The sequence below is a fragment of the Pseudonocardia endophytica genome, assembly GCF_004339565.1.
GTDB classification, from domain to species: Bacteria; Actinomycetota; Actinomycetes; order Mycobacteriales; family Pseudonocardiaceae; genus Pseudonocardia; species Pseudonocardia endophytica.
Genome location: NZ_SMFZ01000001.1, coordinates 3998993 through 4021098, shown reverse-complemented (window position 1 = coordinate 4021098; position 22106 = coordinate 3998993). Strand labels below are relative to the sequence as shown.

At 73.6% G+C, this 22106-nt stretch carries 20 protein-coding genes; 6 read left to right on the top strand and 14 right to left on the bottom strand.

What is annotated here, in order from left to right:
* Positions 1–204 precede the first annotated feature (204 nt).
* Together EV378_RS18710 and ppdK are read right to left on the bottom strand one after the other, a co-directional pair.
* Entirely contained in the window at positions 205–1173 is a 969-nt protein-coding gene (locus EV378_RS18710; RefSeq protein WP_132427146.1) for a sulfotransferase, read from the bottom strand.
* A 121-nt stretch (positions 1174–1294) separates the two neighbouring features.
* A complete protein-coding gene (gene ppdK, locus EV378_RS18705; RefSeq protein ID WP_132427144.1) occupies positions 1295–3973 on the bottom strand; it encodes a pyruvate, phosphate dikinase in 2679 nt (892 codons plus the stop codon).
* A 212-nt stretch (positions 3974–4185) separates the two neighbouring features.
* On the opposite strand from ppdK, the gene EV378_RS18700 reads away from it, so the two are divergent.
* From EV378_RS18700 to EV378_RS18685, 4 genes are all read left to right on the top strand, one after another.
* Positions 4186–4761: a Chromate resistance protein ChrB gene (locus EV378_RS18700; protein WP_132427142.1), complete on the top strand. Its 576-nt coding sequence runs from the start codon at positions 4186–4188 to the stop codon at positions 4759–4761.
* Between the two features lie 96 nt (positions 4762–4857).
* Complete coding sequence (locus tag EV378_RS18695; protein ID WP_243653544.1) at positions 4858–6051, top strand: alpha/beta hydrolase; 1194 nt, start codon at positions 4858–4860, stop codon at positions 6049–6051.
* A gap of 125 nt (positions 6052–6176) precedes the next feature.
* Positions 6177–6878 (top strand): alpha/beta hydrolase family protein, encoded by a 702-nt coding sequence (locus EV378_RS18690; RefSeq protein WP_243653543.1) that lies wholly within the window; start codon positions 6177–6179, stop codon positions 6876–6878.
* Positions 6879–6982: 104 nt separating this feature from the next.
* Positions 6983–7837: a mycofactocin-coupled SDR family oxidoreductase gene (locus EV378_RS18685; RefSeq protein ID WP_132427138.1), complete on the top strand. Its 855-nt coding sequence runs from the start codon at positions 6983–6985 to the stop codon at positions 7835–7837.
* A 146-nt stretch (positions 7838–7983) separates the two neighbouring features.
* On the opposite strand, the gene EV378_RS18680 is transcribed toward EV378_RS18685, so the two are convergent.
* The 7 genes from EV378_RS18680 to EV378_RS18650 all read right to left on the bottom strand — a co-directional run bounded on the left by EV378_RS18680 (position 7984) and on the right by EV378_RS18650 (position 15012).
* Complete coding sequence (locus tag EV378_RS18680) at positions 7984–8919, bottom strand: aldo/keto reductase (protein ID WP_132427136.1); 936 nt, start codon at positions 8917–8919, stop codon at positions 7984–7986.
* 20 nt (positions 8920–8939) lie between these two features.
* A complete protein-coding gene (locus tag EV378_RS18675; protein WP_132427134.1) occupies positions 8940–10205 on the bottom strand; it encodes an MFS transporter in 1266 nt (421 codons plus the stop codon).
* Between the two features lie 101 nt (positions 10206–10306).
* On the bottom strand, positions 10307–10822 hold the full coding sequence (locus tag EV378_RS18670; protein WP_165922334.1) for a CvpA family protein: 516 nt from the start codon (positions 10820–10822) through the stop codon (positions 10307–10309).
* Positions 10819–12948 carry an FUSC family protein gene (locus EV378_RS18665; RefSeq protein WP_132427130.1) on the bottom strand — a complete coding sequence of 710 codons (2130 nt, stop codon included), beginning with the start codon at positions 12946–12948 and terminating at the stop codon, positions 10819–10821. The genes EV378_RS18670 and EV378_RS18665 overlap by 4 nt, the downstream gene beginning before the upstream one ends.
* Before the next feature lie 252 nt (positions 12949–13200).
* Positions 13201–14049 carry a tryptophan 2,3-dioxygenase gene (locus tag EV378_RS18660; RefSeq protein ID WP_132427128.1) on the bottom strand — a complete coding sequence of 283 codons (849 nt, stop codon included), beginning with the start codon at positions 14047–14049 and terminating at the stop codon, positions 13201–13203.
* 10 nt (positions 14050–14059) lie between these two features.
* On the bottom strand, positions 14060–14455 hold the full coding sequence (locus EV378_RS18655; RefSeq protein ID WP_132427126.1) for a hypothetical protein: 396 nt from the start codon (positions 14453–14455) through the stop codon (positions 14060–14062).
* The gene (locus EV378_RS18650) at positions 14452–15012 is read right to left on the bottom strand and encodes a hypothetical protein (RefSeq protein ID WP_132427124.1); all 561 of its coding nucleotides are present in this window, start codon (positions 15010–15012) and stop codon (positions 14452–14454) included. The genes EV378_RS18655 and EV378_RS18650 overlap by 4 nt, the downstream gene beginning before the upstream one ends.
* A 28-nt stretch (positions 15013–15040) precedes the next feature.
* On the opposite strand from EV378_RS18650, the gene EV378_RS18645 reads away from it, so the two are divergent.
* Positions 15041–16084 carry a GlxA family transcriptional regulator gene (locus tag EV378_RS18645; protein ID WP_132427122.1) on the top strand — a complete coding sequence of 348 codons (1044 nt, stop codon included), beginning with the start codon at positions 15041–15043 and terminating at the stop codon, positions 16082–16084.
* 3 nt (positions 16085–16087) lie between these two features.
* On the opposite strand, the gene EV378_RS18640 is transcribed toward EV378_RS18645, so the two are convergent.
* Genes EV378_RS18640 through EV378_RS18625 form a run of 5 tightly spaced genes read right to left on the bottom strand, consistent with a single transcriptional unit; the run spans position 16088 to position 20713 of the window.
* The gene (locus EV378_RS18640) at positions 16088–16648 is read right to left on the bottom strand and encodes a hypothetical protein (protein WP_132427120.1); all 561 of its coding nucleotides are present in this window, start codon (positions 16646–16648) and stop codon (positions 16088–16090) included.
* Positions 16645–16926 carry a hypothetical protein gene (locus tag EV378_RS18635; RefSeq protein ID WP_132427118.1) on the bottom strand — a complete coding sequence of 94 codons (282 nt, stop codon included), beginning with the start codon at positions 16924–16926 and terminating at the stop codon, positions 16645–16647. Before EV378_RS18635 ends, EV378_RS18640 begins: the two co-directional genes overlap by 4 nt.
* 36 nt (positions 16927–16962) lie before the next feature.
* Complete coding sequence (locus tag EV378_RS18630; RefSeq protein ID WP_132427116.1) at positions 16963–19707, bottom strand: ATP-binding protein; 2745 nt, start codon at positions 19705–19707, stop codon at positions 16963–16965.
* An 18-nt stretch (positions 19708–19725) separates the two neighbouring features.
* The gene (locus tag EV378_RS35395; protein WP_165922333.1) at positions 19726–19875 is read right to left on the bottom strand and encodes a hypothetical protein; all 150 of its coding nucleotides are present in this window, start codon (positions 19873–19875) and stop codon (positions 19726–19728) included.
* Positions 19876–19927: 52 nt separating this feature from the next.
* Positions 19928–20713 carry a siderophore-interacting protein gene (locus EV378_RS18625; RefSeq protein ID WP_132427114.1) on the bottom strand — a complete coding sequence of 262 codons (786 nt, stop codon included), beginning with the start codon at positions 20711–20713 and terminating at the stop codon, positions 19928–19930.
* 208 nt (positions 20714–20921) lie between these two features.
* Between EV378_RS18625 and EV378_RS18620 the strand changes: the two genes are divergently transcribed.
* On the top strand, positions 20922–21716 hold the full coding sequence (locus tag EV378_RS18620) for an alpha/beta fold hydrolase (RefSeq protein WP_132427112.1): 795 nt from the start codon (positions 20922–20924) through the stop codon (positions 21714–21716).
* Positions 21717–22106 lie beyond the last annotated feature (390 nt).

Genomic DNA, 22106 nt, shown 5'->3' with positions numbered 1-22106 from the left:
GCGACGCCGTCCGCGACCTCGAAGAACACGCCAGCGGTCGGATCCGCCGCGTCGATCAGGCGCACGTCCAGCGCCGCGACGAGCGGCACCGCCAGCGCCAGTGCCGCCCGCTCGGCCAGTGCGGTACCGCTCAGCAGCTCGTCCACAGCCGGCATCCTCGTCCGCGTCCCTGAACGCCGGTGGACGCGCGGCTGAACGCCGTCGTCAGCTCGTGACGAGCGGTCGTTCGTCGACGCCGGCGGAGTAGCCGTAGCGCGGCAGCAGCGGGAGCGCCAACGCCGTCGCCGTCCGACGGTCCACGGCGCTCTGACGGTGGCGCCACTCGTCGTCGAGCCGGATCCGGACCTCACCGGTACGGAACCGTTTGGGGTTGCCCGCGACGGTGTGGTTGGCGGGCAGCAGGGCCGTCGTGCGGTCGACGAACGGGCTGTCCACGACGGGTTCGCCGACGAACTCCATCACCCGGTCCATCGTGGCCCGGGGGTCGGTCATGAAGTCCTCGTAGCGCAGCTGCGTGTAGTGGCCCTCCGGGTAGACACGGCTGACCATCTCGCTGGCGAGGTTCCAGCTGACCCAGTGGCCGATGTTCATCAGGCGCCCGTGCCGGTGCATGAGCGACGGGCTGGAGGTGTCCGGCTGGGCCATCGTCCGTTGCCAGGAGAACGCGCACGCCCTGGGGTCGCGGATCATGTGCAGCAGGTACGGGTCGACCCCTTCTGCCAGCCCGGTGGCCACCGCGTCCGGCGGGCGCTTGGACGCGTCGACGATCACGCTCGCGCCGGTCTCGGCAGCGATCGCCCGGTACAGACGGGACAGCACGTCGGCGTACTCGACGACGCCGGCGTCGATCTCCCCGCGCCGGGCACCGGACACCATGGTCGGGGTGCGCCAGACCGAGATCGCCGTGCGCTGCAGTTCCAGCATGTGGTACGGGTCGGGTGGGCCGCCGAAGGCGCGGTCGAGGATCGCCCGCCACAGGTCGCAGTTCAGGAGGGGGACACCGCAGCCGCAGAGCCTGCCGTCGACGAAGCTCAGCTTCCACAGGCAGGTCACCTCGCCCGCGGTGAACACGCCGTGGTGGCTGCCCACCAGGTTGTCCAGCAGTGTCGTGCCGCTGCGTCCCCATCCGGCGATGTAGAGGACCTTCGGCCGGTCGGTCGTCGACCCGGGCATGGCCCGCCTCCCGTCGCGTCACCGGACCGATCGCCCGGTCCGGCGCGCAGAGTCTGACGGGTGGACACCTGTCCGGACATCGCCAGGTCTGTCGAAAGGCTCGTGAGAATCGTCGAACGGACTAGTCCGGCGACACAGCGGCGCGCCCGGCCTCCAATCGGGCGACGGGCACGCGGAACGGCGAGCAGGACACGTAGTCCAGACCGACGCGGTGGAAGAAGTGCACCGAGTCGGGGTCCCCGCCGTGCTCGCCGCAGATCCCGAGCTTGAGGTCCGGACGGGTGCGCCTGCCCTCCCGCGCCCCGAGCTCGACGAGGTGCCCCACGCCCTCGACGTCCAGCGACTCGAAGGGCGAGACCCCGAAGATCCCCTGCTCCAGGTACTCGGAGAAGAACGAGCTCTCCACGTCGTCGCGGGAGAAGCCCCACGTCGTCTGGGTGAGGTCGTTCGTGCCGAACGAGAAGAACTCGGCGGACTCGGCGATCTGCGCGGCCACGATCGCCGCCCGCGGCAGCTCGATCATCGTGCCGACCTGGTGCGGCACCGGGGCGCCGTTCACGTGCGACTCCGGCTCCGCGACCACCTCGGCGATCTCCGCCGCGACGGCCTGCAGCTCCTGCACCGTGCCGACCAGTGGGACCATGATCTCCGGGTGCACGGACACACCCTGCGCGGCCAGCTCGGCGGCCGAGCGGGTGATCGCCCGGACCTGCATCGCGAACAGCCCGGGCACGGCGATACCGAGCCGCACGCCGCGCAGGCCGAGCATCGGGTTCTGCTCGTGCAGCCGCCGGACGGCGACGAGCAGGTCCTCGCGCTCCTGGTCGACCTCTCCCCGCTCACGCGCCAGCGCGACCTCGACCGACAGCTCGGTCAGGTCCGGCAGGAACTCGTGCAGCGGCGGGTCCAGCAGCCGGATCGTGACCGGCAGCCCCTCCATCTCGCGGAAGATCGCGGTGAAGTCCTCCATCTGCAACGGCAGCAGCGCCGCCAGGCTCTTCTCCCGCTCGTCGCGGCTCTCGGCCAGCACCAGCCGTTCGACGAGCTCGCGCCGGTCGCCGAGGAACATGTGCTCGGTGCGGCAGAGACCGATCCCCTCCGCGCCGAAGCGCCGCGCCCGTCCGGAGTCGTCCGCGGTGTCCGCGTTGACCCGGACGTTCAGCCGTCTCGTCTCGTCGGCGTGGCGCATGATGCGGGCGACGGCGTCCACCAGATCGTCGCCGGTGCCCTCGTGGAGCGTGCCCTCGAACCAGGACACGACCGGGCTCGCGACGACCGGCACCTCGCCGAGGTAGACCTCGCCGTTCGTGCCGTCGATCGAGATGACCTCGCCCTCGGCCACCTCGACGCCGTCGGACGTCGTGAACCGCTTCGCCGCGACGTCGACCTCGAGCTCGTCGGCGCCGCAGACGGCCGTCTTCCCCATCCCGCGTGCGACGACGGCGGCGTGCGACGTCCGTCCGCCGCGGCTGGTCAGCACACCCGTCGCGGCGATCATTCCGTCCAGGTCGTCCGGGTTCGTCTCCCGGCGCACGAGCACGACGCGCTCGCCGGACCTCGCGCGGGCCACCGCCGTCGCCGAGTCGAACACGGCGGCCCCGACGGCCGCACCCGGCGAGGCGTTCATGCCGGTGGTGAGCAGCTTCTTCTCGGCGTCCCGGTCGAACCGCGGGAACATCAGGTTGGCCAGCTGCGCGCCGGTGACCCGCCGCAGCGCCTCGTCGAGATCGATCATGCCCTCGTCGACGAGCTGGGTGGCGATCGTGAACGCGGCCGCCGCCGTGCGCTTGCCGACGCGCGTCTGGAGCATCCACAGCTTGCCGCGCTCGATCGTGAACTCGATGTCGCACAGGTCGCGGTAGTGGTTCTCCAGCGTTGTCATGATGTCCATCAGCTGGTCGTACGAGGTCTTGTCGAGCTGCTCCAGATCGGTCAGCGGCAACGTGTTCCGGATGCCGGCGACGACGTCCTCACCCTGCGCGTTCTGCAGGTAGTCGCCGTAGACGCCGCGGGCGCCGGAGGCGGGGTCGCGGGTGAACGCGACGCCGGTTCCGGAGTCCATGCCGAGGTTGCCGAACACCATCGAGACGATCGAGACGGCCGTGCCGAGGTCGGTCGGGATCCGCTCCTGACGCCGATAGAGGTTCGCCCGTGGCGAGTTCCAGGAGTCGAACACGGCGTGCACGGCGAGGTCGAGCTGCTCGCGCGGGTCCTGCGGGAAGTCCCGTCCGGCGTGCTCGCGGACGATCCCCTTGAACGTCTCCACCAGCCGCTCGAAGTCGCCCGCGTCCAGGTCGAGGTCGTTGCGCGTGCCCTTGGCCTTCTTGGCGGCCTCGACGGCGTCGGAGAAGTGCTCGGACTCGATGCCCAGCACCGTCGCGCCGAACATCTGCACCAGGCGCCGGTAGGAGTCCCAGGCGAACCGGTCGTCACCCGCGCGTGCGGCCAGCGCGTGCACCGACGCGTCGTTCAGGCCGACGTTGAGGACCGTCTCCATCATTCCCGGCATCGAGAACTTCGCCCCGGACCGGACGGAGACCAGCAGCGGGTCGTCCGGGTCGCCGAGCCTGCGGCCCATCGCGGTCTCCAGCGTCGCGAGGTGCTCGGTGACCTCGGCGGCCATCCCGTCCGGCTCCGCGCCGTCCGCCAGGTAGGCGCGGCAGGCCTCGGTGGTGATGATGAACCCGGGCGGCACGGGGAGACCGAGGTTGGTCATCTCGGCGAGGTTCGCGCCCTTGCCTCCGAGCAGGTCCTTCTGGTCCTTGTCGCCCTCGGCGAAGTCGTACACGAACCTCGGCATGGGAGAACCTCCGCCAACGGGTGCGGTGACCGCGCCGTTCGCGGCGCATTCACCTCAGTGTGGGTGGGTTGTCGCCCCGGCCCAAGGGCCGAACGGCCCGGACCGGTTACTGGCTCGATCCAGAGACGCCCTCTCCCCGCGTTTCGAAACACGCCGGCAATGATCGGGACTCCGGTTGCTCCCGGTTGCGCCGCCTCCGTAGCGTTCCGCGGGTGAGCGATCACGGCGACGACGCCCGCGGGTGGGTCCTGCTGCTCGCGCAGCTGCCCGCCTCCCCGTCGAGCCCGCGGGTGACGGTGTGGCGGCGGGCCCGTTCGGCGGGCGCGATCGGCGTGCAGAACGGCGCCTGGGTGCTGCCCGACGGCGAACCGCACGTCCGGTTCCTGACCGGTCTCGCGGCCTACGTGCGCGAGCACGGCGGCACCGCGTTCGCCTTCCGCACGACGTCGGCGACCGGTCTCGAGGACGACGAGATCGTGGCCCGGTTCCGCTCCGACCGCGCCAAGGAGTACGCCGAGCTCACCGAGCGCGGCGAGGAGCTGCTGGCCGAGCTGGCGAAGGAGACCGACCGGTCCAACTTCACGTTCGCCGAGCTGGAGGAGAACGAGCAGGACCTGGACCGGCTCTCCGGCTGGCTGGAGAAGATCACCGTGCGGGACTTCTTCTCGGACGAACGGGCGAAGGACGCCGCCGCCCTGCTGGAGCGCTGCCGCCACGCACTGGAGACGTTCACCGCCGAGGTCCTGCGCGCCGAGGGCGTCGCATCGGAGGGGAACGAACGCCCGTGAACGACCCGAGACCCGTGGAGATCGCCCGATACCGGGCCTAGCGGACGTCTGCGTACCGGCGATCGGCGCAGCTCAGGGCGCCGCTACCGTCGCGGCGTGCACGCGTCGGAGATCGCGCTCACCGGGGGATGGGTGGTCGGTGGCGTCGCCGTCCTCGCGGTGCTCGCCGTCGTGCTGGTGCCGTGGCGCTGGGACCGGTGGAGGCGTCGCCGGACCGGGCGGTCGGCGTCGACGCTGGCGGCGGTGTGTGCGGTCGTGCTGGCCTGCGCGCTGGCGGTGAACTCGCTGGGCAGCTTCTACCCGACGCTCGGCACCCTGGTCGGCACGTCCGCCGACCCGTCCGAGGGGACGCAGGCCGAGGCCGGTCCGAACGGGCAGTTCCTGCCGTCGACCGGGACGGTGTCCGCGAGCCGCGCGGCGGCCGGCAAGGGCACGACCGTCCACCTGACCGTCGACGGCACGCACAGCGGCGTGCACCGCGACGTCGACGTCTACCTGCCCGCGGCCTACAGCGACCCGGCCATGGCGAACGCCCGCTTCCCGGTGACCGAGTGGCTGCCCGGCTTCCCCGGCGAGCCGCGCGAGCTGGCGTCGCTGTTCGGGCTGCCGGACCTGCTGGACGCCGCGATCGCCGGACACCGGATGCCACCGACCGTCGTGGTCATCCCGGACATCAGCGGCGAGCCGCGGCTCGTGCAGGACCAGGAGTGCGTCGACGCGGTCGGCGGCGTCCGGGACGACACGTTCCTGTCCACCGACCTGCACGACTGGGCGACCCAGCGGCTGCGCGTCCGGACGGGACGGGCGAGCTGGTCGCTGGCGGGGTGGTCGACCGGAGGCTACTGCGCGCTGAACCTCGCCCTGCGCCACCCGCAGTGGTACGGCACCGCGGCCAGCCTGTCCGGCTACGACCGCACCGCGGACGACGTGACGACCGGCAACCTGTTCCGCGGGCGCGAGGACGTGCGAAACGCCAACGACGTCGACGTCCTGCTGCACGACCACCCGGCGCCGACCGCGATCCTGCTGGCGGCGGGCGTCGGGGAGGTCGACGAGCAGGCCGCGATCGCGCGGATGCGCGCGGCCACCGTTGCACCGGAGCAGGTGGACACGGAGGACTTCCCGGGCGGCGGGCACAACGCCACGGCCGTGCACGCCGAGCTGCCCGGCGTGCTCGACTGGTTGGGCCAGCAGCTCCCGCCGCCGCTCGCGCCGGAGGGCAACCCCGCCGTCGCCGGCTCGCCGGCCGTCCCGCCGTGGCCGTTGCCGGACCCGGCCGTCCGAGGCTGAGCCGCCTCATCTCTACGGGTGCCTCTCCACGGCGCCGATCTCGAAGGGCTTCCCCTGACCTCGCACGTCCCGCAGGGCCTGCGCCGTCGGGCGAGCGCCTGCGAGGTCCGTGCTAGACCGGGTCCGTGAGCGTGCTGAGCCGACCGGCGCCGGAGCCCGACCGCAGGGAGTCCTACGGGAGCGACCCGGACCAGGTGATGGACATGTGGCCGGGTGGAGAACCCGGCCGACCGACCGTCGTGATCGTGCACGGCGGGTTCTGGCGGCCGGCGTTCGACCGGGTGCACGCCCGGCCGATGGCCACCGCCCTGCACGAGGCGGGGTGGCCGGTGATCTCGCTGGAGTACCGCCGGATCCCGGGCGACCCGGAGGCGTCCGTCGCCGACGTCGACGCCGGCATCCGCGCGGCGGGCGGACACGGCGACGGCGTCGTGACGGTCGGGCACTCGGCGGGCGGGCACCTCGTGCTGCTCCAGGCCGCGACGCACCCGGAGTCGGTCCGCGGCACGGTGGCGCTGGCGCCGGTCGCCGACCTCGCGCTCGGTGAGCGCCGCGACCTCGGCGGCGGCGCCGTCGCGGCGTACCTCGGCGGGCCCGCGTCCGGCTCCGAGCACCTGGATCCGGCGCGGCTCCCGGCGCCGGACGGCCCGGTGGCGATCGTGCACGGCGACCGCGACGACCGGGTGCCGCTGGAGATCTCCGAGTCCTACGTCCTGGCGCGGCCCGGTCCGCGCCTGGTCGCCGTGCCGGGTGCCGACCACTTCGCCGTCATCGACCCGCTGTCCGGGGCGTGGCCCGCCGTCGTCGAACAGATCCGTTCGATCTGACTGCGTCATCGCCGCCGGCGGGCGGGAGGCGGCGGGGTTGGCCGCACCCGCGGGCGCACGGTCTACTCGGGTCGCAGGAACCACCTCGACGGGGAGGAACGATCATGGGTCGGCTGGACGGCAAGGTCGCACTGATCACGGGCGCGGCACGCGGGCAGGGCCGCGCGCACGCGCTCACGCTCGCGCGGGAGGGCGCGGACATCATCGGCGTGGACGTGCTGCGCGACATCGGGACCGTGCCGTACGGACTGTCCACACAGGAGGAGCTGGACGCCACCGCGGCCGAGGTCGAGGAGCTGGACCGGCGCGCCCTGTTCCTGCAGGCGGACGTGCGCGAGCAGGGCCAGCTCGACGAGGCCGTCTCCCGCGGCCTGTCCGAGTTCGGACACATCGACATCCTCTGCGCCAACGCCGGCATCTACTCCCAGGCGAACTTCTGGGAGCTGAGCGACGACCAGTGGCAGGACATGATCGACGTCAACCTGACCGGGGTGTGGCGCACCTGCAAGGCGGTCGCGCCGCACATGATCGAGCGGCGCAGCGGGGTCATGATCCTGACCGCGTCGGTCAACGGGTTCAGCCCCGGCTACCAGCTGTCGCACTACGTGGCCGCCAAGCACGGCGTCGTCGGGCTGATGAAGAACTACGCCGTGGAGCTCGCGCCGTACGACATCCGCTGCAACGCCGTCTGCCCCGGTGTGATCGACACCCGGATGGTCAACAACCCGCCGCTCTACGAGCGGATGGCGGGCAGCGCGGGCGCCACCCGCGAGGAGGCGTTCGAGGCGGTCCGGCACTTCCACCTGCTGCACGGGCGGGCGATGATGCCACCGGAGACGGTCAGCAACGCGATCCTGTGGCTGGTCAGCGACGAGGCCGTGAACATCACCGGGGTCGCGCTGCCGGTCGACGCCGGGCACAACGTCCTGGACGGCTACAACCCGATCCCCACCAAGTAGCCGCCCGCGCAGGGAGCCGCCCCACCTACCGAACGAGCGGCGCCTTCGAGCAATGGCATTGCTCGAAGGTGCCGTTCGTTCGCGAGGGGGAGGGGCGAGGGGAGGGAGGCGGGAAGGGAGCGACGGCCGGCACCCGTCCGGAGCGGTCAGGCCCATGGCCGGGCGGCGCGGGTGGCCCAGTACCGCGGGGGCGGTTCGCACAGGGCGTCGAGGCCGTCCGGCACGTCGACGTCGGCTCCGCCGACGTTGCTCGCCAGCTGATCGACGTCGACCGGACCGAGCAGCACCCGCCAGGCCCACGGGTTGGCCAGCGCCGCCGCGACGGCGATCCGGTCCAGCGGCACGCCCGCGCACTCGGCGATCGTGACCGCGCCCGGGTCGGCGTCCGGACCCGGCGCGAGCCTGCCGTTCGCGAACACCTCCTTGAGGATCACCCGGGCGCCGGTGGACGCGGCGTCCGCGAGCGCGGGCCCTGCGGACGGCTCGAGCGGGTTCCACGTGGACTGGAACGACGTGAACAGCGGCTCGCCGTCCACCCGCACGTCCAGGGCCCGGCGGATCACGTCCGCCTGGGCGGGCCCGGACGTGGAGATCCCGACCCGGATCCCGCCGTCCCGCAACGCCGCCATCGCGCGGTGCACGCCGTCGTCGTCGAGGACACCGGTCTCGGGGACGGCGGAGTGCACGTGGTAGACGCCCAGCCGGTCGCCGAGCAGCGCGCGGGTCTGCGCGACCTGCTCGGTGAACGCGGCGAGCGAGTGGTCCTTGACCTCGTGGACGTCCGCGTCGATCCGCCAGTCCCCGACGTACCGGTAGCCCCACTTGGAGCCGACCTCGACGTCGTCGATCTCCGGGCGGTCGGCGAGCCACGCGGCGAGGAACTCCTCGGCGCGCCCGTAGGAACGCGCGACGTCGAGGTAGCGGATGCCGGAGGCGTACGCCGCGTCGAGCAGCTCGCGGGTCCGAACGCGCAGGTCGTCGACGGAGCGGGTGGCGCCGAGCCGGTCGCGGCCGGACGTGATGTAGGCGGGACGGGCGACGGCGGCCAGGCCGAGACCGAGCCGGTGGGCGTGATCGTGCACCCGTCCAGCCTGCCCGGCCGTCAGGCCGCTGCGCCCGCCGGCACCTTCGGCTCGCTGCGCATCCCCACGCCCCAGGCGATGGCGCCGAGCAGCGCCAGTCCCGCCGCCACCCCGAGCGGCACCAGGAACGACCCGGTCGCGTACGCCAGCGCCCCGGTGGCGATCGGGCCGATGATCCCGCCGACGTTGCCCAGCGCGTTGACGAACCCGGTCGCCGACCCGGCGAGGTCGAGCGCGCGCATCAGGTCCTGCGTGGCGGCCCAGACGGCGCCGTTCGCGACGATGATCCCGCTCGTCGAGATCGCCAGGAACAGGATCGCGAGCCACGCCGAGCTCGCGAGCGCGGTCCCGAGGATCGCCAGCGCCGCGACCATGCCGCCGACCAGCACGATCTTGCGCGCGTTCAGCGTCGACACCCCGCGGCGCAGCGCGGCGTCCGAGATCCGCCCGCCGAGGATGCCCGCCACGAACGCGACCGCCCACGGGATCGACGTGGCGACTCCGGACCCGAGCACGGTCAGACCCCGGTCCTCGACGAGGTAGCTCGGCAGCCAGGTGATGAAGGTGTACAGGATGTACAGCAGGCAGAAGTAGCCGCCGGTGATCGCCCAGATGTCGCGGTGCCGCACGATCGCGCTCCACGGGGCCCTGCCCTGCTGCGCGGGCGGCTCCTGGTCGCGCATGATCAGCTCGCGCTCCTCGGCCGTCAGCCGGGTGTCCTCGAGCGGGTGCCGGTACCAGGCGTACCAGATCAGCGCGGCGAGCAGCGACAGCACACCGCTGGCGACGAACGCGGCCTGCCAGCCGTAGCCGGAGACGAGCGCGGCCAGCCCGGGCGGCCCGACGGCCGAGCCGAGCGCGACGCCGGAGATGAACATGCTGCTGCCGGTGGCCCGTTCGGACTTCGGGAGCCAGTCCGCCAGCGTGCGGATCGCGGCGGGCGCGAACGGCGCCTCACCGACGCCGAGCAGCAGGCGCGGGCCGAACAGCGCCCCGATCGACGTGACCAGCGCGGTGAGGAAGCTCGACACGGACCAGACCAGCAGCGCCAGCGCGTAGAGCACCCGGATACGCATCCGGTCCACGAGCATCCCGGCCGGCAGGTTCAGCAGCGTGTACGTCCACGTGAAGCTGGACAGCAGCACGCCCATCACGGCCGCGTTGGTGCCGAACTCCTTCGTGATCACCGGCGCCGCGACCGACAGGTTGACCCGGTCGACGTAGGCGATCGCCGTGACGACCAGCACGAACGTGGCGACGATCCATCGTCGTCGGTACCTCAGCATGTGTGCCCCCTCGCACCAAGCCACGTGATGTAAAGCTTTACATCAACCGTTTCTCCACACAATCACGCGGCGTCCGCGACGGTCAAGGGAGGCGGGGAGGGTCAGGCCGACGGGGTTCCGGTGAGCAGCCGCTGGACGTCTGCCGCCGTGGTCGGCAACGAGTTCCCGAACGCCTCCAGGAACGTGCTGTGCCCGCCGAGGGTCGTGATCACGGCGTTGATCGGTTCCAGCGGACCGGGCCCGAGCAGCACCGGGACGACCGTGACCAGCAGCCACAGCACCAGCAGCGCGCCGGCCACCCCGGCCAGCGCGCCGAGCGCGCGGTCCACGATCGTCAGCCGCCCGGCCGCCAGTACCCGGGACAGCAGGCCGCCGAGGAAACCGCCGATGATCGAGCCGAGCAGCAGCCCGGCCACCACACCGACCCAGAACAGCACCTGCCTGCTCGACGGGTCCGTCCCGAACGCGGCCAGCCGGATGCCGAACCCCGCGCACAGCCCGGCCCCGACGAGCAGTCCCAGGAGCGCACCGGCGCGCCCGCTGCCGCCGAGCTTGCGGAATCCGGTGATAGCGGCCCCGATCAGGATCAGGACGATCAGTACGTCGAGCCATGTCACGCCCTCGACTCTGCCGCACCGTCCTGAGAGGAACCTGTACGGGCGTCCGGGGTGAGGGCGCGTTCGACGCGGGACAGGTCGTCGCAGAGGCCGTGCAGCCAGCCCCATCCGTCGAGGCGGCGGTCGTCGCCCTCGACCGACGAGCCGGGCAGCGGCGGGAACGACTCCCGGCTCCTCGTGGCTCCGCCCGGTGGCGGTGGCCGCCCGTCCGCGACGGCCCGCCCGGCGTCCCGGTACGCCGTCGCGACGGCCGCGGCGCTGCGGGACAACGCCTCGTCACCGGGCCGGACGACGACGGGTGGCTCGGGATGGCGGTCGCGCAGCGCGTCGGCGTAGGTGTCCTGCCGGTGCACGACGAGGACGACGGCGAGCCAGTCCGGCGCGGGCCCCGACGGCAGCGGTTCGGTGCGGTACTGCTGGTAGGCGTTGTCCAGCATCAGCGTGTGGTGGTGCAGCGTCGGGTCCGGAACGTCCGGGCCCGGCACACCGGACAGGCGTGCGGCGAGAGCCTCGATCTCGTCGGCGACGGCGTCCAGCGCGGCCGCCCCGGCCCGTCGCACCTCGCCGCCGCCACCGCGCGGCCAGACCGCAGCGCCGATCACCGCGCCGATCACCCCGCCGATCAGGACGTCCTCGAGCCGCACCTCGGCCAGCCGCCAGGTGACGGGCGCGAGTTGCGCGAACAGCACGGCGACGACGACCGTGAACCCGCCCTGCGCGGCGGCGACGCCGAACAGCGGCCCGATCGTGAACGCGACGACCATGACGACCGGCAGCAGCCATGCGTAGACGTCCACGTCCCCGCCGACCACGTACAGCACGCCCGCCGCGACCACGGCCCCGGCGAGCGTGCCGGCGAACGCGCGCAGCAGGACCGGCCGGTCGGCCGGCGTGGACGTCCGCATCAGCGACAGCGTCGCCAGCAGCACCCAGAACCCGTGCGAGAGGTCGAACAGGCCGGCCACCAGCCGCGCGACGGCGAGCCCGAGCGCCAGGCGGACGGCGTTCTGCAGGTACACCGAGCGCGGGGTGAGGTGCCCGCGCAGACGGACCCACCACAACCGCGCCCGGTCCGCGTGCAGGAACCAGAGCAACGGCGGTGTCTCGGCCTCCGACGGCCGGGGCGCGCCGGTGAATCCGGTGGCGGCCAGTGCGGCGTACCGGACGTCCTCGGCGAGCGCGACGGCGGCGAGCCCGGCCCGCAGCGTCCTCTCCGACCCCGATCGCCGCGCCGCGGTGTACGCCGCCAGCGCGGTGTCGAGCGCCGTGAGATCGACCGGGAGCGAACGCTCCGGCTCCCGCAGGGCGCGGGCGAGGGCCGTCAGGACGCGCGAGGTCTCCTCGACGAGGTCGGCCGTGCGCGGGTGCGGCCCGCCGCCGGCGAGCAGGTCGGCGACGGCGACGACCCGGTCCGCGGCCGCCCGGACGCCCGCGGTCACGGCGAGCAGGCTCCGTTCCCGGACGCCGGGGCTCAACGGACGGTCGGTCGTCGCCATCCGGGTCAGGCGCAGGCGCGCGGCCTCGTCGGCCACGGCCGTGCGCCGGTCGGGGTCGGGCGTCGCGGACCCGCGCAGCGCCTGGGCGGCCGCCGTCGCGTACCCGGCGACGTCGTCGGCCAGGCGAGCGATCCGGTCCGCGACCGGCTCCGGCGACGTCGGGGGCAGCAGGTAGCGGTCGGTGAGGATCAGCAGCACGGCGCCGAGCGCGAGCCCGCCGAGCCGCTGGCCGAGCGTGTCCGGCGCGAAGGGCGGGAAGCAGGGCAGCACGTAGAGCAGGTGCAGCCCGTTGGCGGCGCCCACCAGGCGCGGGCCGCCGGTCCCGGCGTAGGCGACGGCGAACCCGACGACGAGCATGCCGGCCACGGCCGCCGCGGTGGACACGGCGAGCAGCGTGCCGAGCGTGACCAGCACGGCTCCGGCCACCGATGCCGCCGCGAGCGTGACCGACCGTCGCCGCGGCGTCCCGACGACCTCGGCCGAGAACACGCCGAGCGCGACGACGCCGAACATCGCGTACGTGGCGGCGACCGGGTCATCGAACACGTACAGACACAGGTAGAAGCCGATCAGCCCGGCCACCGACACCCGGACCGCGCGGCGCACGACGGGGGCCGCCGACGGCGTCACGGCGACCGGACCGCTGTGCCCGGGTGGGCGCCGGTCGTGTCGAGCACCTCGACTCCCGATCGCTCCGAGCCCGGCGACGCGCTCGCGCCACCGCCCCCGGACGGGCTCGGCGCCGGCGGGCCCGTCGTTAGCGCCTGAGCCGGGGTCCGGTGCCGCACCCCTTCTCGGCGTGCCGCACCGGCAGCGACAGGTGCGACACGCCGGGCCGGGGTGCGGCACAGGTCGGGGCCACCGCGGGAGCGCGGACCCACCTCAGAGCTGGCCGCGCACCGCGTACAGCTCCGGGAAGAACGTCAGCTCCAGCGCGCGTCGCAGGAACGCCGACCCGGACGAGCCGCCGGTCCCGGTCAGCGACCCGATCGTGCGTTCCACCGTCTTGAGGTGCCGGAAGCGCCAGAGCTGGAAGTTCTCCTCGATGTCGACGAGCTCCTCGCACGCCTCGTAGGCGTCCCAGTGGTGCTCGACGTCGGCGTAGATCGCGGCCAGCACCGGCACCAGGGCGTCGTTGCGGACGTGCGCGGCGCGGACGTCGCGGTGCAGCAGCTCGTCGGGCACCGGGTGGCCGCGGCGGGCCAGCAGGCGCAGGAACTCGTCGTACAGGCTCGGCGCGTCGAGCGTCGCGACGAGCAGCGCGGTCGCCCGCTGGTCGTCGGAGAACACCTCGAGCATGTCGGCGTTCTTGTTGCCGAGCACGAACTCGACGGCCCGGTACTGGTAGGACTGGAACCCCGACGACGTGCCGAGGAACCCGCGGAACCGGACGTACTCCGACGGCGTCAGCGTCGCCAGCACCGACCACTGCTCGATCATGGTCCGCTGGATGTTCTTGACCCGCGCCAGCCGCTTGAGCGCGAGCGGGAGGTCGTCGTGCGCCAGGTCGTCGCACGCCGTCCGGAGCTCGTGCAGCACCAGCTTCAGCCACAGCTCCGACGTCTGGTGCTGGACGATGAACAACATCTCGTCGTGCTGCTCGGGCGTCGACAACGGCACCTGGGCCGACAGCAGCTCGTCGAGGTGCAGGTAGCCGCCGTAGGACAGGTTCGACCGGAAGTCCCGGACGATGCCCTCCTCGAGCGGGCGGCTGCCGGTGTTCTCGTCCATGAGGCCAGTATCAGTGCGCGTACTCGCCGCGGCGCCGGAGCATGACCAGGAACATCAGCGCGAACATCGCCACGTGCTCGACGGCCATGGCCGTGCCGGCGTCCAGTACCCCGAGCCACACCGGCACGAGGACGACGATCGCGGGCAACGCCATCGCGGCGCTCATCTCCAGCGTCCCCGGCCACCCGTGACCGCGGAACCGCATCCACGCCGCCATCCCGACGATCATGGTCACGGCCATCTCGACGATCGTGACCTCGGGGAAGCGCTCCATCGAGTACCCGACGCCGGCCATGGCCAGCCCGACGCGCAGCAGGCCGCCGAGCACGACCATCCCGACCAGCATCGCCACGACCATCTCGACGTAGTGCAGGACGAAGCGCCTTCCCGTCACGGCGGCGGTCATGCGAACGTCACCACCAGCACGAGCACCGCCAGCACGGTGTCCAGCACGACGCAGAACTCGGCCATCGAGCGCACGACGACGCGGCCGGTCCGGTGGTGGTGGACGTCCCACGCCGCGTGCGCCAGCAGAGCGCCCGCGACGAGCAGCCCGGCCAGGACCGGCGCGGCCTGCGAGGCGACCAGCGCCACCGGTGCGAGCACGAGCATCGCCGCGCCCTGCAGCGGCAGACCGGAACCCGGCCGCAGCCTGCCCCGCACCACCCCCACGACGGCGAGCACGAGAGCGACCGCGGACATCGTCGCGACCGGGTCGGCGGCCGGGACGACCTTCTCCAGGGCGATCAACACGAACGAGACGCCGAACGCCGGCCAGGCCGCCGCTCGGCTTCCCAGCGCGGCCGCGGCGAGGTAGACGAACCCGGACGCGGCGACGACGGCGGCGACGTCCGCGCCGCTCGCGATGCCGTAGGCGCTCATCGCGGCGAGCGCGACCCCGGCGAGCGCCGGCCAGTAGCGGGTGACGCGGGTGCCCTGCCGGGCGTGGTCGACGGCGGTCATGTGACCCCTCCTCTGGTTGAATACCCCTGTGGGGTATCAGGGAGGCGCTGGTCGCGGCAGCGGTGGTCCGCGGTCCCGGCCGGAATCCCGGGAGGTCGGTCCGGATTCCCGGGGTCGGCGCGTCGCCGTACTGGCCTACGACGGAATCGAGCTGCTCGACGTCTCCTGCGTGACGAGCGCGCTGAACCTCGCGAACACGGTCGGCGCTGACCCGCCCTACGACGTCACGCTCGCGACGCCCGGTGGCGCCGTCGTCCGCTCCGACTCCGGTCTGCAGCTCGTCGCCCAGAGCGCGATCGCCGACGTCGCGGCGCCGGTGGACACCGTCGTCGTGTCCGGCGGGAACGGGCACGAGGCCGCGGCGGCGGACCGGCACCTGATCGCCCATCTCCGACGGCTGGCCGGTCCGGCCAGGAGAGTCGCCTCGGTCTGCACGGGCGCGACGCTGCTCGCCGCGGCCGGCCTGCTCGACGGCAGGCGCGCCACCACGCACTGGCGGTACGCCCGCACGCTGTCCCGCGCCTACCCGGACGTCACCGTGGACTCGGACCCGATCTTCATCCGGGACGGGCGGGTCGCGACGTCCGGTGGGGTCACCGCCGCGCTGGACCTCACACTCGCGTTCGTCGAGGAGGACCACGGCGCCGACCTGGCCCGACGGGTGGCGCTCGGCCTGGTCACCTACATGCAGCGGCCGGGTAACCAGGCCCAGATGACGCTGTTCACCACGTCCCGGCGGGCCGACGACGCGACCGTGCGCGCGGCCGTCGAACACGCCGCGGCGCATCCGGACGACGATCTCGGCACCGGCGCCGTGGCCCGGCGCGCCGGGGTGAGCACGCGCCAGCTCACCCGCCTGTTCGTCGCCGAGCTGGGCGAGCCGCCCGCGACCGTGATCCGCCGCATCCGGCTCGAGGCGGCCGCGCAGCTGCTGCGGACGACGGACCTGCCGCTCTCGACCGTCGCGCACCGCTGCGGGCTGACGTCGGCGGAGTCGCTGCGGCAGGCGTTCGTCGCCCGCTACGGGATCACGCCGTCGCGGTTCCGGGCGGCCCAGGCCCGGACACCCTGACCGTCAGGCCGGGCTCGTGGCCGGGCGTCGCAGGTCGGCCGTCGACGCCGTCAGCACCGCCGTCGCGAGCAGGACCCAGAGGATCTCCCACCCGAGCAGCCCGACGAGCGCGAGCGGCGCGGGCGGACCACCGGAGACGATGATCATCGGCGTCATCGGGACGAACGTGTAGATCCCGAGCACGAGCGGGATCCAGCGCTGCCACCCGGTCCACACGCCGGTCCGGATCACGGCGATACCCGCCAGGATCAGCCCGAGCCCGGTCAGGTTCGGCGCGATGCCGAACAGCACGGTGCCCGCCGGGGCGGACCCGATGGGCTCGGCCACCGCCATCAGCAGCTGACCGATCCCGGCCAGGGTGAGCCCGATGCGACCCAGCCACCCGGCACCGGCCGCCCCGCACAGCGCCAGCGCGACGACGGCCGCCAGCTCGCCGAGGTGCATCACGCTCCGCCCGTACTCGGCGCCGACGACGTCGCGCATCCCGAACAGAGCTCCGACGATGTACAGCGTGGCCAGGCCGGTGACCACCGCCGCGACCCACGCGAGGGTCCGGGCGCTCATGCCGGCACCCCGCTCTGGTCGGACTCGAACGCGGTGACGCCGGTCGTCGCCGACGGGCTGACGCCGGCCCGCTCCATCGCCGGGAACAGGGTCTCGGCGGCGAAGCGGTCGGCGGCGGCGCGGGAGTCCCACACGTCGACGGTGACCAGGGCACCGTCGACGACGCCGACGTGGTGGGCGCTCAGACCGGCGGGCGTCGCGGGTCCCATCTCGCGCCGGACCCGGTCGTACTCGGCCCGGCCGTGGCCGGGCGTGCGGGTGATCTGGACGTAGCTCATTCCGGGCCTCCTCCTGGGATGGACGAGACCGGAACGCTAGGGACGGCGGCGCCCCGTGACGTCGGGCGAAGTACTCGACGGCGTACTCATCCGCGCGGTGACCCAGGCCGCGATCTGCCCGCGCCGGGCGAAGCCGAGCTTCCCGAGTACGTGCTGGACGTGGTTGCCGACGGTGCGCTCGGACAGCACGAGCTGCTCCGCGATCTCCCGGTTCGACCGTCCGAGCGCCACCAGCCCGGCGACCTCCTGCTCGCGGGCGGTCAGCGGCCCGGCGTCAGCTCCCGCCAGCGCGTCGATCCGGGACACCCACCGCGCCATACCGAGGCGTTCCGCCGTCGGGCGCGCGCGGTTCAGCAGAGCGCGGGCGGCGTCGCTCTCCCTGCGCCGCAGCCGAACCGTCGCGAGCTCGACCATCGCCTCGACGGCGAAGCCCGGTGCGCCGATCCGTTCGCACGTCGCGAGCGCGGAGGACAGCAGCTCGACGGCGTCGTCGACGTCGTCCAGCGCGGCCGCGCACGTGCCGAGGACGAGGTCGACCGGTCCCGAGTAGCTCGCGACGCCGCCTCCGCCGACCAGGTGACCGGACCGTCGTTCCTCCAGCATGGATCGGAACCAGGCCACGTCGTCGCGCCGGTCGAGCGCGATCGCGATCCGGGCGCCGACGGTGAATGCCGGCAGCTCGAAGTAGGGCGGGACGTCCCAGTCGCGAGGTGGACCGGTGAGCCCGTAGAGGTGGGCCGCGTCGTCGAGGCGGCCGGTCGCGGCGAGCGCCTCGGCGGGGCCGAGCCGCGCGAACAGCGACTCACGGGGCTCGCCGACGTCGGCCGCCGACCCGGGCGGACCGAACGTGTCCGGCGGCGGTCCGGAGTGGTGACCGACGGCGCCGAGCAGGGCCAGTCGCGCGCCGTGCGCCGCGGGGTGGCCAGTGCCCGCGACCAGCCGGAACGCCTCGTCGGCCAGCTCGACGGCCGCGGCGAGCTCGCCACGGGCCTGCGCCAGCGCCGCGCGTCCGACCAGCAGGTGCCAGCCGGCCAGCGGGCTGCGGACCCGGCCGACGCACCAGCGCAGCAGCGTCAGCTCGGTCTCGATGCCGGTGAGATCGCCGTGCTCCCACCGCACGTCGATCGCCCAGAGGTGCCCCCACATCTGGACGTCCGGACGTCGGAGTTGCGCACCGAGCGCGGTCATCCGCCCGGCGAGGTCGGCGCGCTCGTCGCTGTGGTCGGGTCCGGTGCAGAGAAGCTGACGGGCCCGCAGCGCTGCGACGAGTGCGTTCCCGTCCTCGCCCGCCGTCTCCAGTGCGCGGGCGGCGGGCGCGTCGGCGCCCGCCCGGTCGCCGCCGTAGTAGCGCACCTCCGCCAGCCGGGCCTGCAACCGGGAGTGCCGGGGACCCGCGGTGACGGTCTCGAGTGCACGCTCGCACCACGCCTGCAGCGTCCGGTCCCACGCCTGGTTCCCGACGGCGTCGAGCGTCAGCGCAGCGGAGGCGACCAGGTCCTCCCGGCCGGCGCCGCCCGCGAGGTCCACCGCCTGCCCACAGTCGTCGAACGCCTCGGAGAACCGGCCCGCCGCGATCTGGGCGCCGGCCCGCGCGACGAGTATCTCGGCTCGTTCCCCGGCCTCCAGAATGTCTCCGCCGCAGCTCAGGGCCGCGCCGTAGAGGCGGGCGGCCTCCTCGTGCGCGAGCGCCCGGGTGGCGTCGTCACCGGCCCGGCGGGCCCAGTCGACGGCCGGCCTGCGGTCCCCCGCGACGGCGACCGCGATCCGGTGCCGGGCGACGTCCGCGGACACCCGGGCCAGGTCGTGACGGTGCAGGTCCTCGACGGCCTCCGCGGCGCGCAGGTGCAGCACGACCGACTCCTGCAGCGGGATCTGCTCGGCCAGCACGGTCCGGACGAGGCCGTGCGCGAACCGGAACCGGCCGGACCCGCTCTCGTCGAGCAGGCCGGCGGACAGCGCCTGGCCGACCGCGGGCAGGCACGCCGCGGTCGGACGGTCCACGAGCCGGGCCGCGACGGCCAGCTCGAACGTCTCGGCGAGCAGCGCCGCGGCACGCAGGAGTTCCTGTGCGGACGGGTCGAGCCGCCGGATGCGGGCCGTGATGACGCCCGCGATCCCGTCACCGGACGCCCGTGCCCCGGACGCGAGCAGACGCCCGAGCTCGCGCAGGAACAGCGGGTTCCCCGCGGCGGCGAGCGTCGCCCGTGCCGACTCGTCCGCCGTCGGGTCGCGGCCCGCGGCGGCGGTCAGGAGCTCGACGGCGGCGCCGTCGTCGAGACCACGCAGGTCGAGGCGTTCGACGTCGGTGCCACCGAGCAGGTCGGGCCCGACCCGTTCCCAGCCGAGGCCGGTCTCGCCGGTCCGTCGCGTCGCGACGCAGGCCAGGCCGCGGCATCCCGGGTCGCGCAGCAGCATCCGCAGCAGGAGCAGCGAGGGCTCGTCGGCCCACTGCACGTCGTCGACGACGAGGAGCAGGCCGCCGTCGGAGGCGAGCGCCGCGCGGAGCTCGCCGAACAGCGTGAACCGGTCGGCCGTGGCGTCCGGCCGGACCTCGGGCACGAGCCGGCTCCACAGCCAGAACGGCGGGCCGCCCTCCTCGACGCCCTGCGCCCAGCGCACCGGCGTCGCGAGCCCGTCGGCGAACGCCTGGACCAGCCTGGTCTTCCCGATGCCCGCCTCGCCCTCGACGACGACCAGACGCGGTCGCGCGTCCGGAACGGGTCCGGCGGCGGCGCGCAGCCACGCCAGTTCGCGACCGCGCCCGACCAGCCCGTTCGCCACCGGGCGAGCGTAGTGCCGTCAGGACGCCGTGGAACCCCCGTCGAGCGTCGTCTCGGCGCCGGCCGCGAAGGGCACCCCGTCGCCGAGCGGGAACGCGACGAACGCCGCGACCTCGTCCGTCGTCGCCGTCCGTCCGATGAGGACGGCGTCGGCGCTGTCGGCCGCCAACGGGGTACCCGGATTCACCCTCGGTGATCCACGTTGTGGACAGACCTGTGGACTACGACTGCCGCCAGTACGCCTGACAGGTGACGTTCGCCTTCGGCACGCCGTTCTCCCCGGTCAGCCATTTACGGGCAGTGGTCGCCAGCTTCTGCTCGCCGACGACGTACGCGGACAGCGGGCCGGCGGGCACCGGCTGGGCCTTCATCTCGGCCAGCGCCACCGACCCCGGACGCGCCCCCTGTGGACGGACGAGCCAGCGGACGTCGACGTCGTCCGGTGCGTCGAGGTCCTGCTCGTCGTCGGCGTGCGGGATCTCCAGGTACGCGACGCCTGCCGCGTCGCGGGGGAGGTCGCGCAGGATGCCGGCGACGGCGGGCAGCCCGGACTCGTCCGCGGCGAGCAGGTGCGACGCGGCGCCGGGCAGCGGGTCGTACCCACGGCCCTGATCGAGCAGCGCGACCCGCTCGCCCGGCGTCGCGCGCTGCGCCCACGGACCGGCCACACCGGACTCGCCGTGCACGACGAAGTCGATGTCCAGCTCACCGGCGTCCTGGCGGAACGCGCGGACGGTGTAGTTGCGCATCGGCGGGCGGGTCGCCTTCGGCATCCGCAGGTAGCGGAAGTAGCCGACCATGTCGAGCTTCGCGGGCAGCTCGAAGCTGGTCTCGCCGCCGGAGCTGGGCAGGAACATGCGGAACCACTGGTCGTAGCCGTGTCGCGGCAGCGCGTCGAGCTGTTCGCCGCCGACGGTCACACGCACGATGTGTGGCCCGACCCGCTCGGTGCGGATCGTCTCGACGACGGCGAGCGTCGTCATACTGCGGCCGTCACGGAAGCTCATCGCACCCCTCGAATCCTCAACTCAGGCAACCCTAACCTAATCATGCCACTCGTCGACGTCCTGCCCGGTCCGGACGAACCGTCCACCGACGAGCTGCCCAACGGAGTCCCGCGGCCGGCCCCTCGACCGGCCCGTCGCGGAGTACGCGGCGGCGGGAGGCCATGTCGCCCACGGCGTCCGGACCGCCGGTCGTGCCAGGATCGTCCGCATGCCCACCCGCGTCGTCGGAGACTCCGGACCGCCCGTGATGCTGCTTCCCGGCGGCGCCGAGGAGGTCGACGGGTTCTTCCCCGGCCTCGTCGAGGGCCTGGTCGCCGATCCCGGTTGCCGCGTGATCCTGCACGACCGGCCCGGCACCGGAACGTCCACCGTGGACGGATCGCTCGCCGACGCCCCGTCGTACCTGGCGTCGCTGATCGGCGAGCTGGGCCTCGGCCCGGTCGTCGTGGTCGGGCAGAGCCTCGGCGGCGGCGTCGCGACGCTGCTGGCCCGCGACCACCCCGACGTCCTCGCCGGCGTGGTCCTGCTCGACCCGACCCCGGTCAACGACGCAAGCGGTTGCGCGCGCCTCGAACGCTCCATGCGCCTGACCGAGAGGTTGTGCCGGGTCACCGTGTTGCGGCGACTCCTGTCGGCCTCGCTCGGTCGGTCCTTCGCCCGCCAGCGCGCCAAGCTCACACTGCGTCCGGACTGCGAGGCGGCCCACCGGAAGATCGGCGACCTGGACCTCCCGAGGCTCGCCCGCTCGGTCCACGGCATCACCGAGCTGTCGGCCGGGATGCGCGAGTCGGATCTGCCCCGCCACATCCCGGCGGTGGTCGTCACGGCCGACCGGAAGCCGTCGAACTCCATCCGGCGTTCCCACACCCGGGTCGCGCAGGCACTCGGGGCGGAGCTCGTCTCATGGCCCGGGGCCATGCACAACCTGCAACTGGACCATCCGGACGAGACGCTCGAAACCGTCCGTGACCTGGTCCGACGCGTGGCCGCGGCGACATCCTGACGGGCCGTGGCGGTGGCACCGCGCGTGACCTGCCCGGACGGATCGCCGGCACGGCCTGCGCGAAACGGCGTCCGCCGGGGTCGGTAGATTCGAGGATCGTGCCGGCGAGAGCAAGCCGATCGGGTGTCTGATCGACGCGACCGACGGATGCCTCCCGGCGCACCGCCGGGAGGTCTGCCGCCCCGTCGCCGGACACCGCCGATCGGCCCGCCACCGCCCCGCGCACCCCGCCCGGATGTTCGACCGGGCCCACCGCCGCGCGGATCGCTGAACCGCGGTCCGCGCCCGGGATCACCGCTGCGTGGCGCCCCGCCGCCGGTCGTCTACCCGGATCCGGTCGCTCCGCCCCGCCCGAGCCGGCGTTCGTGGGACGGCATCGACCGGCTCCGT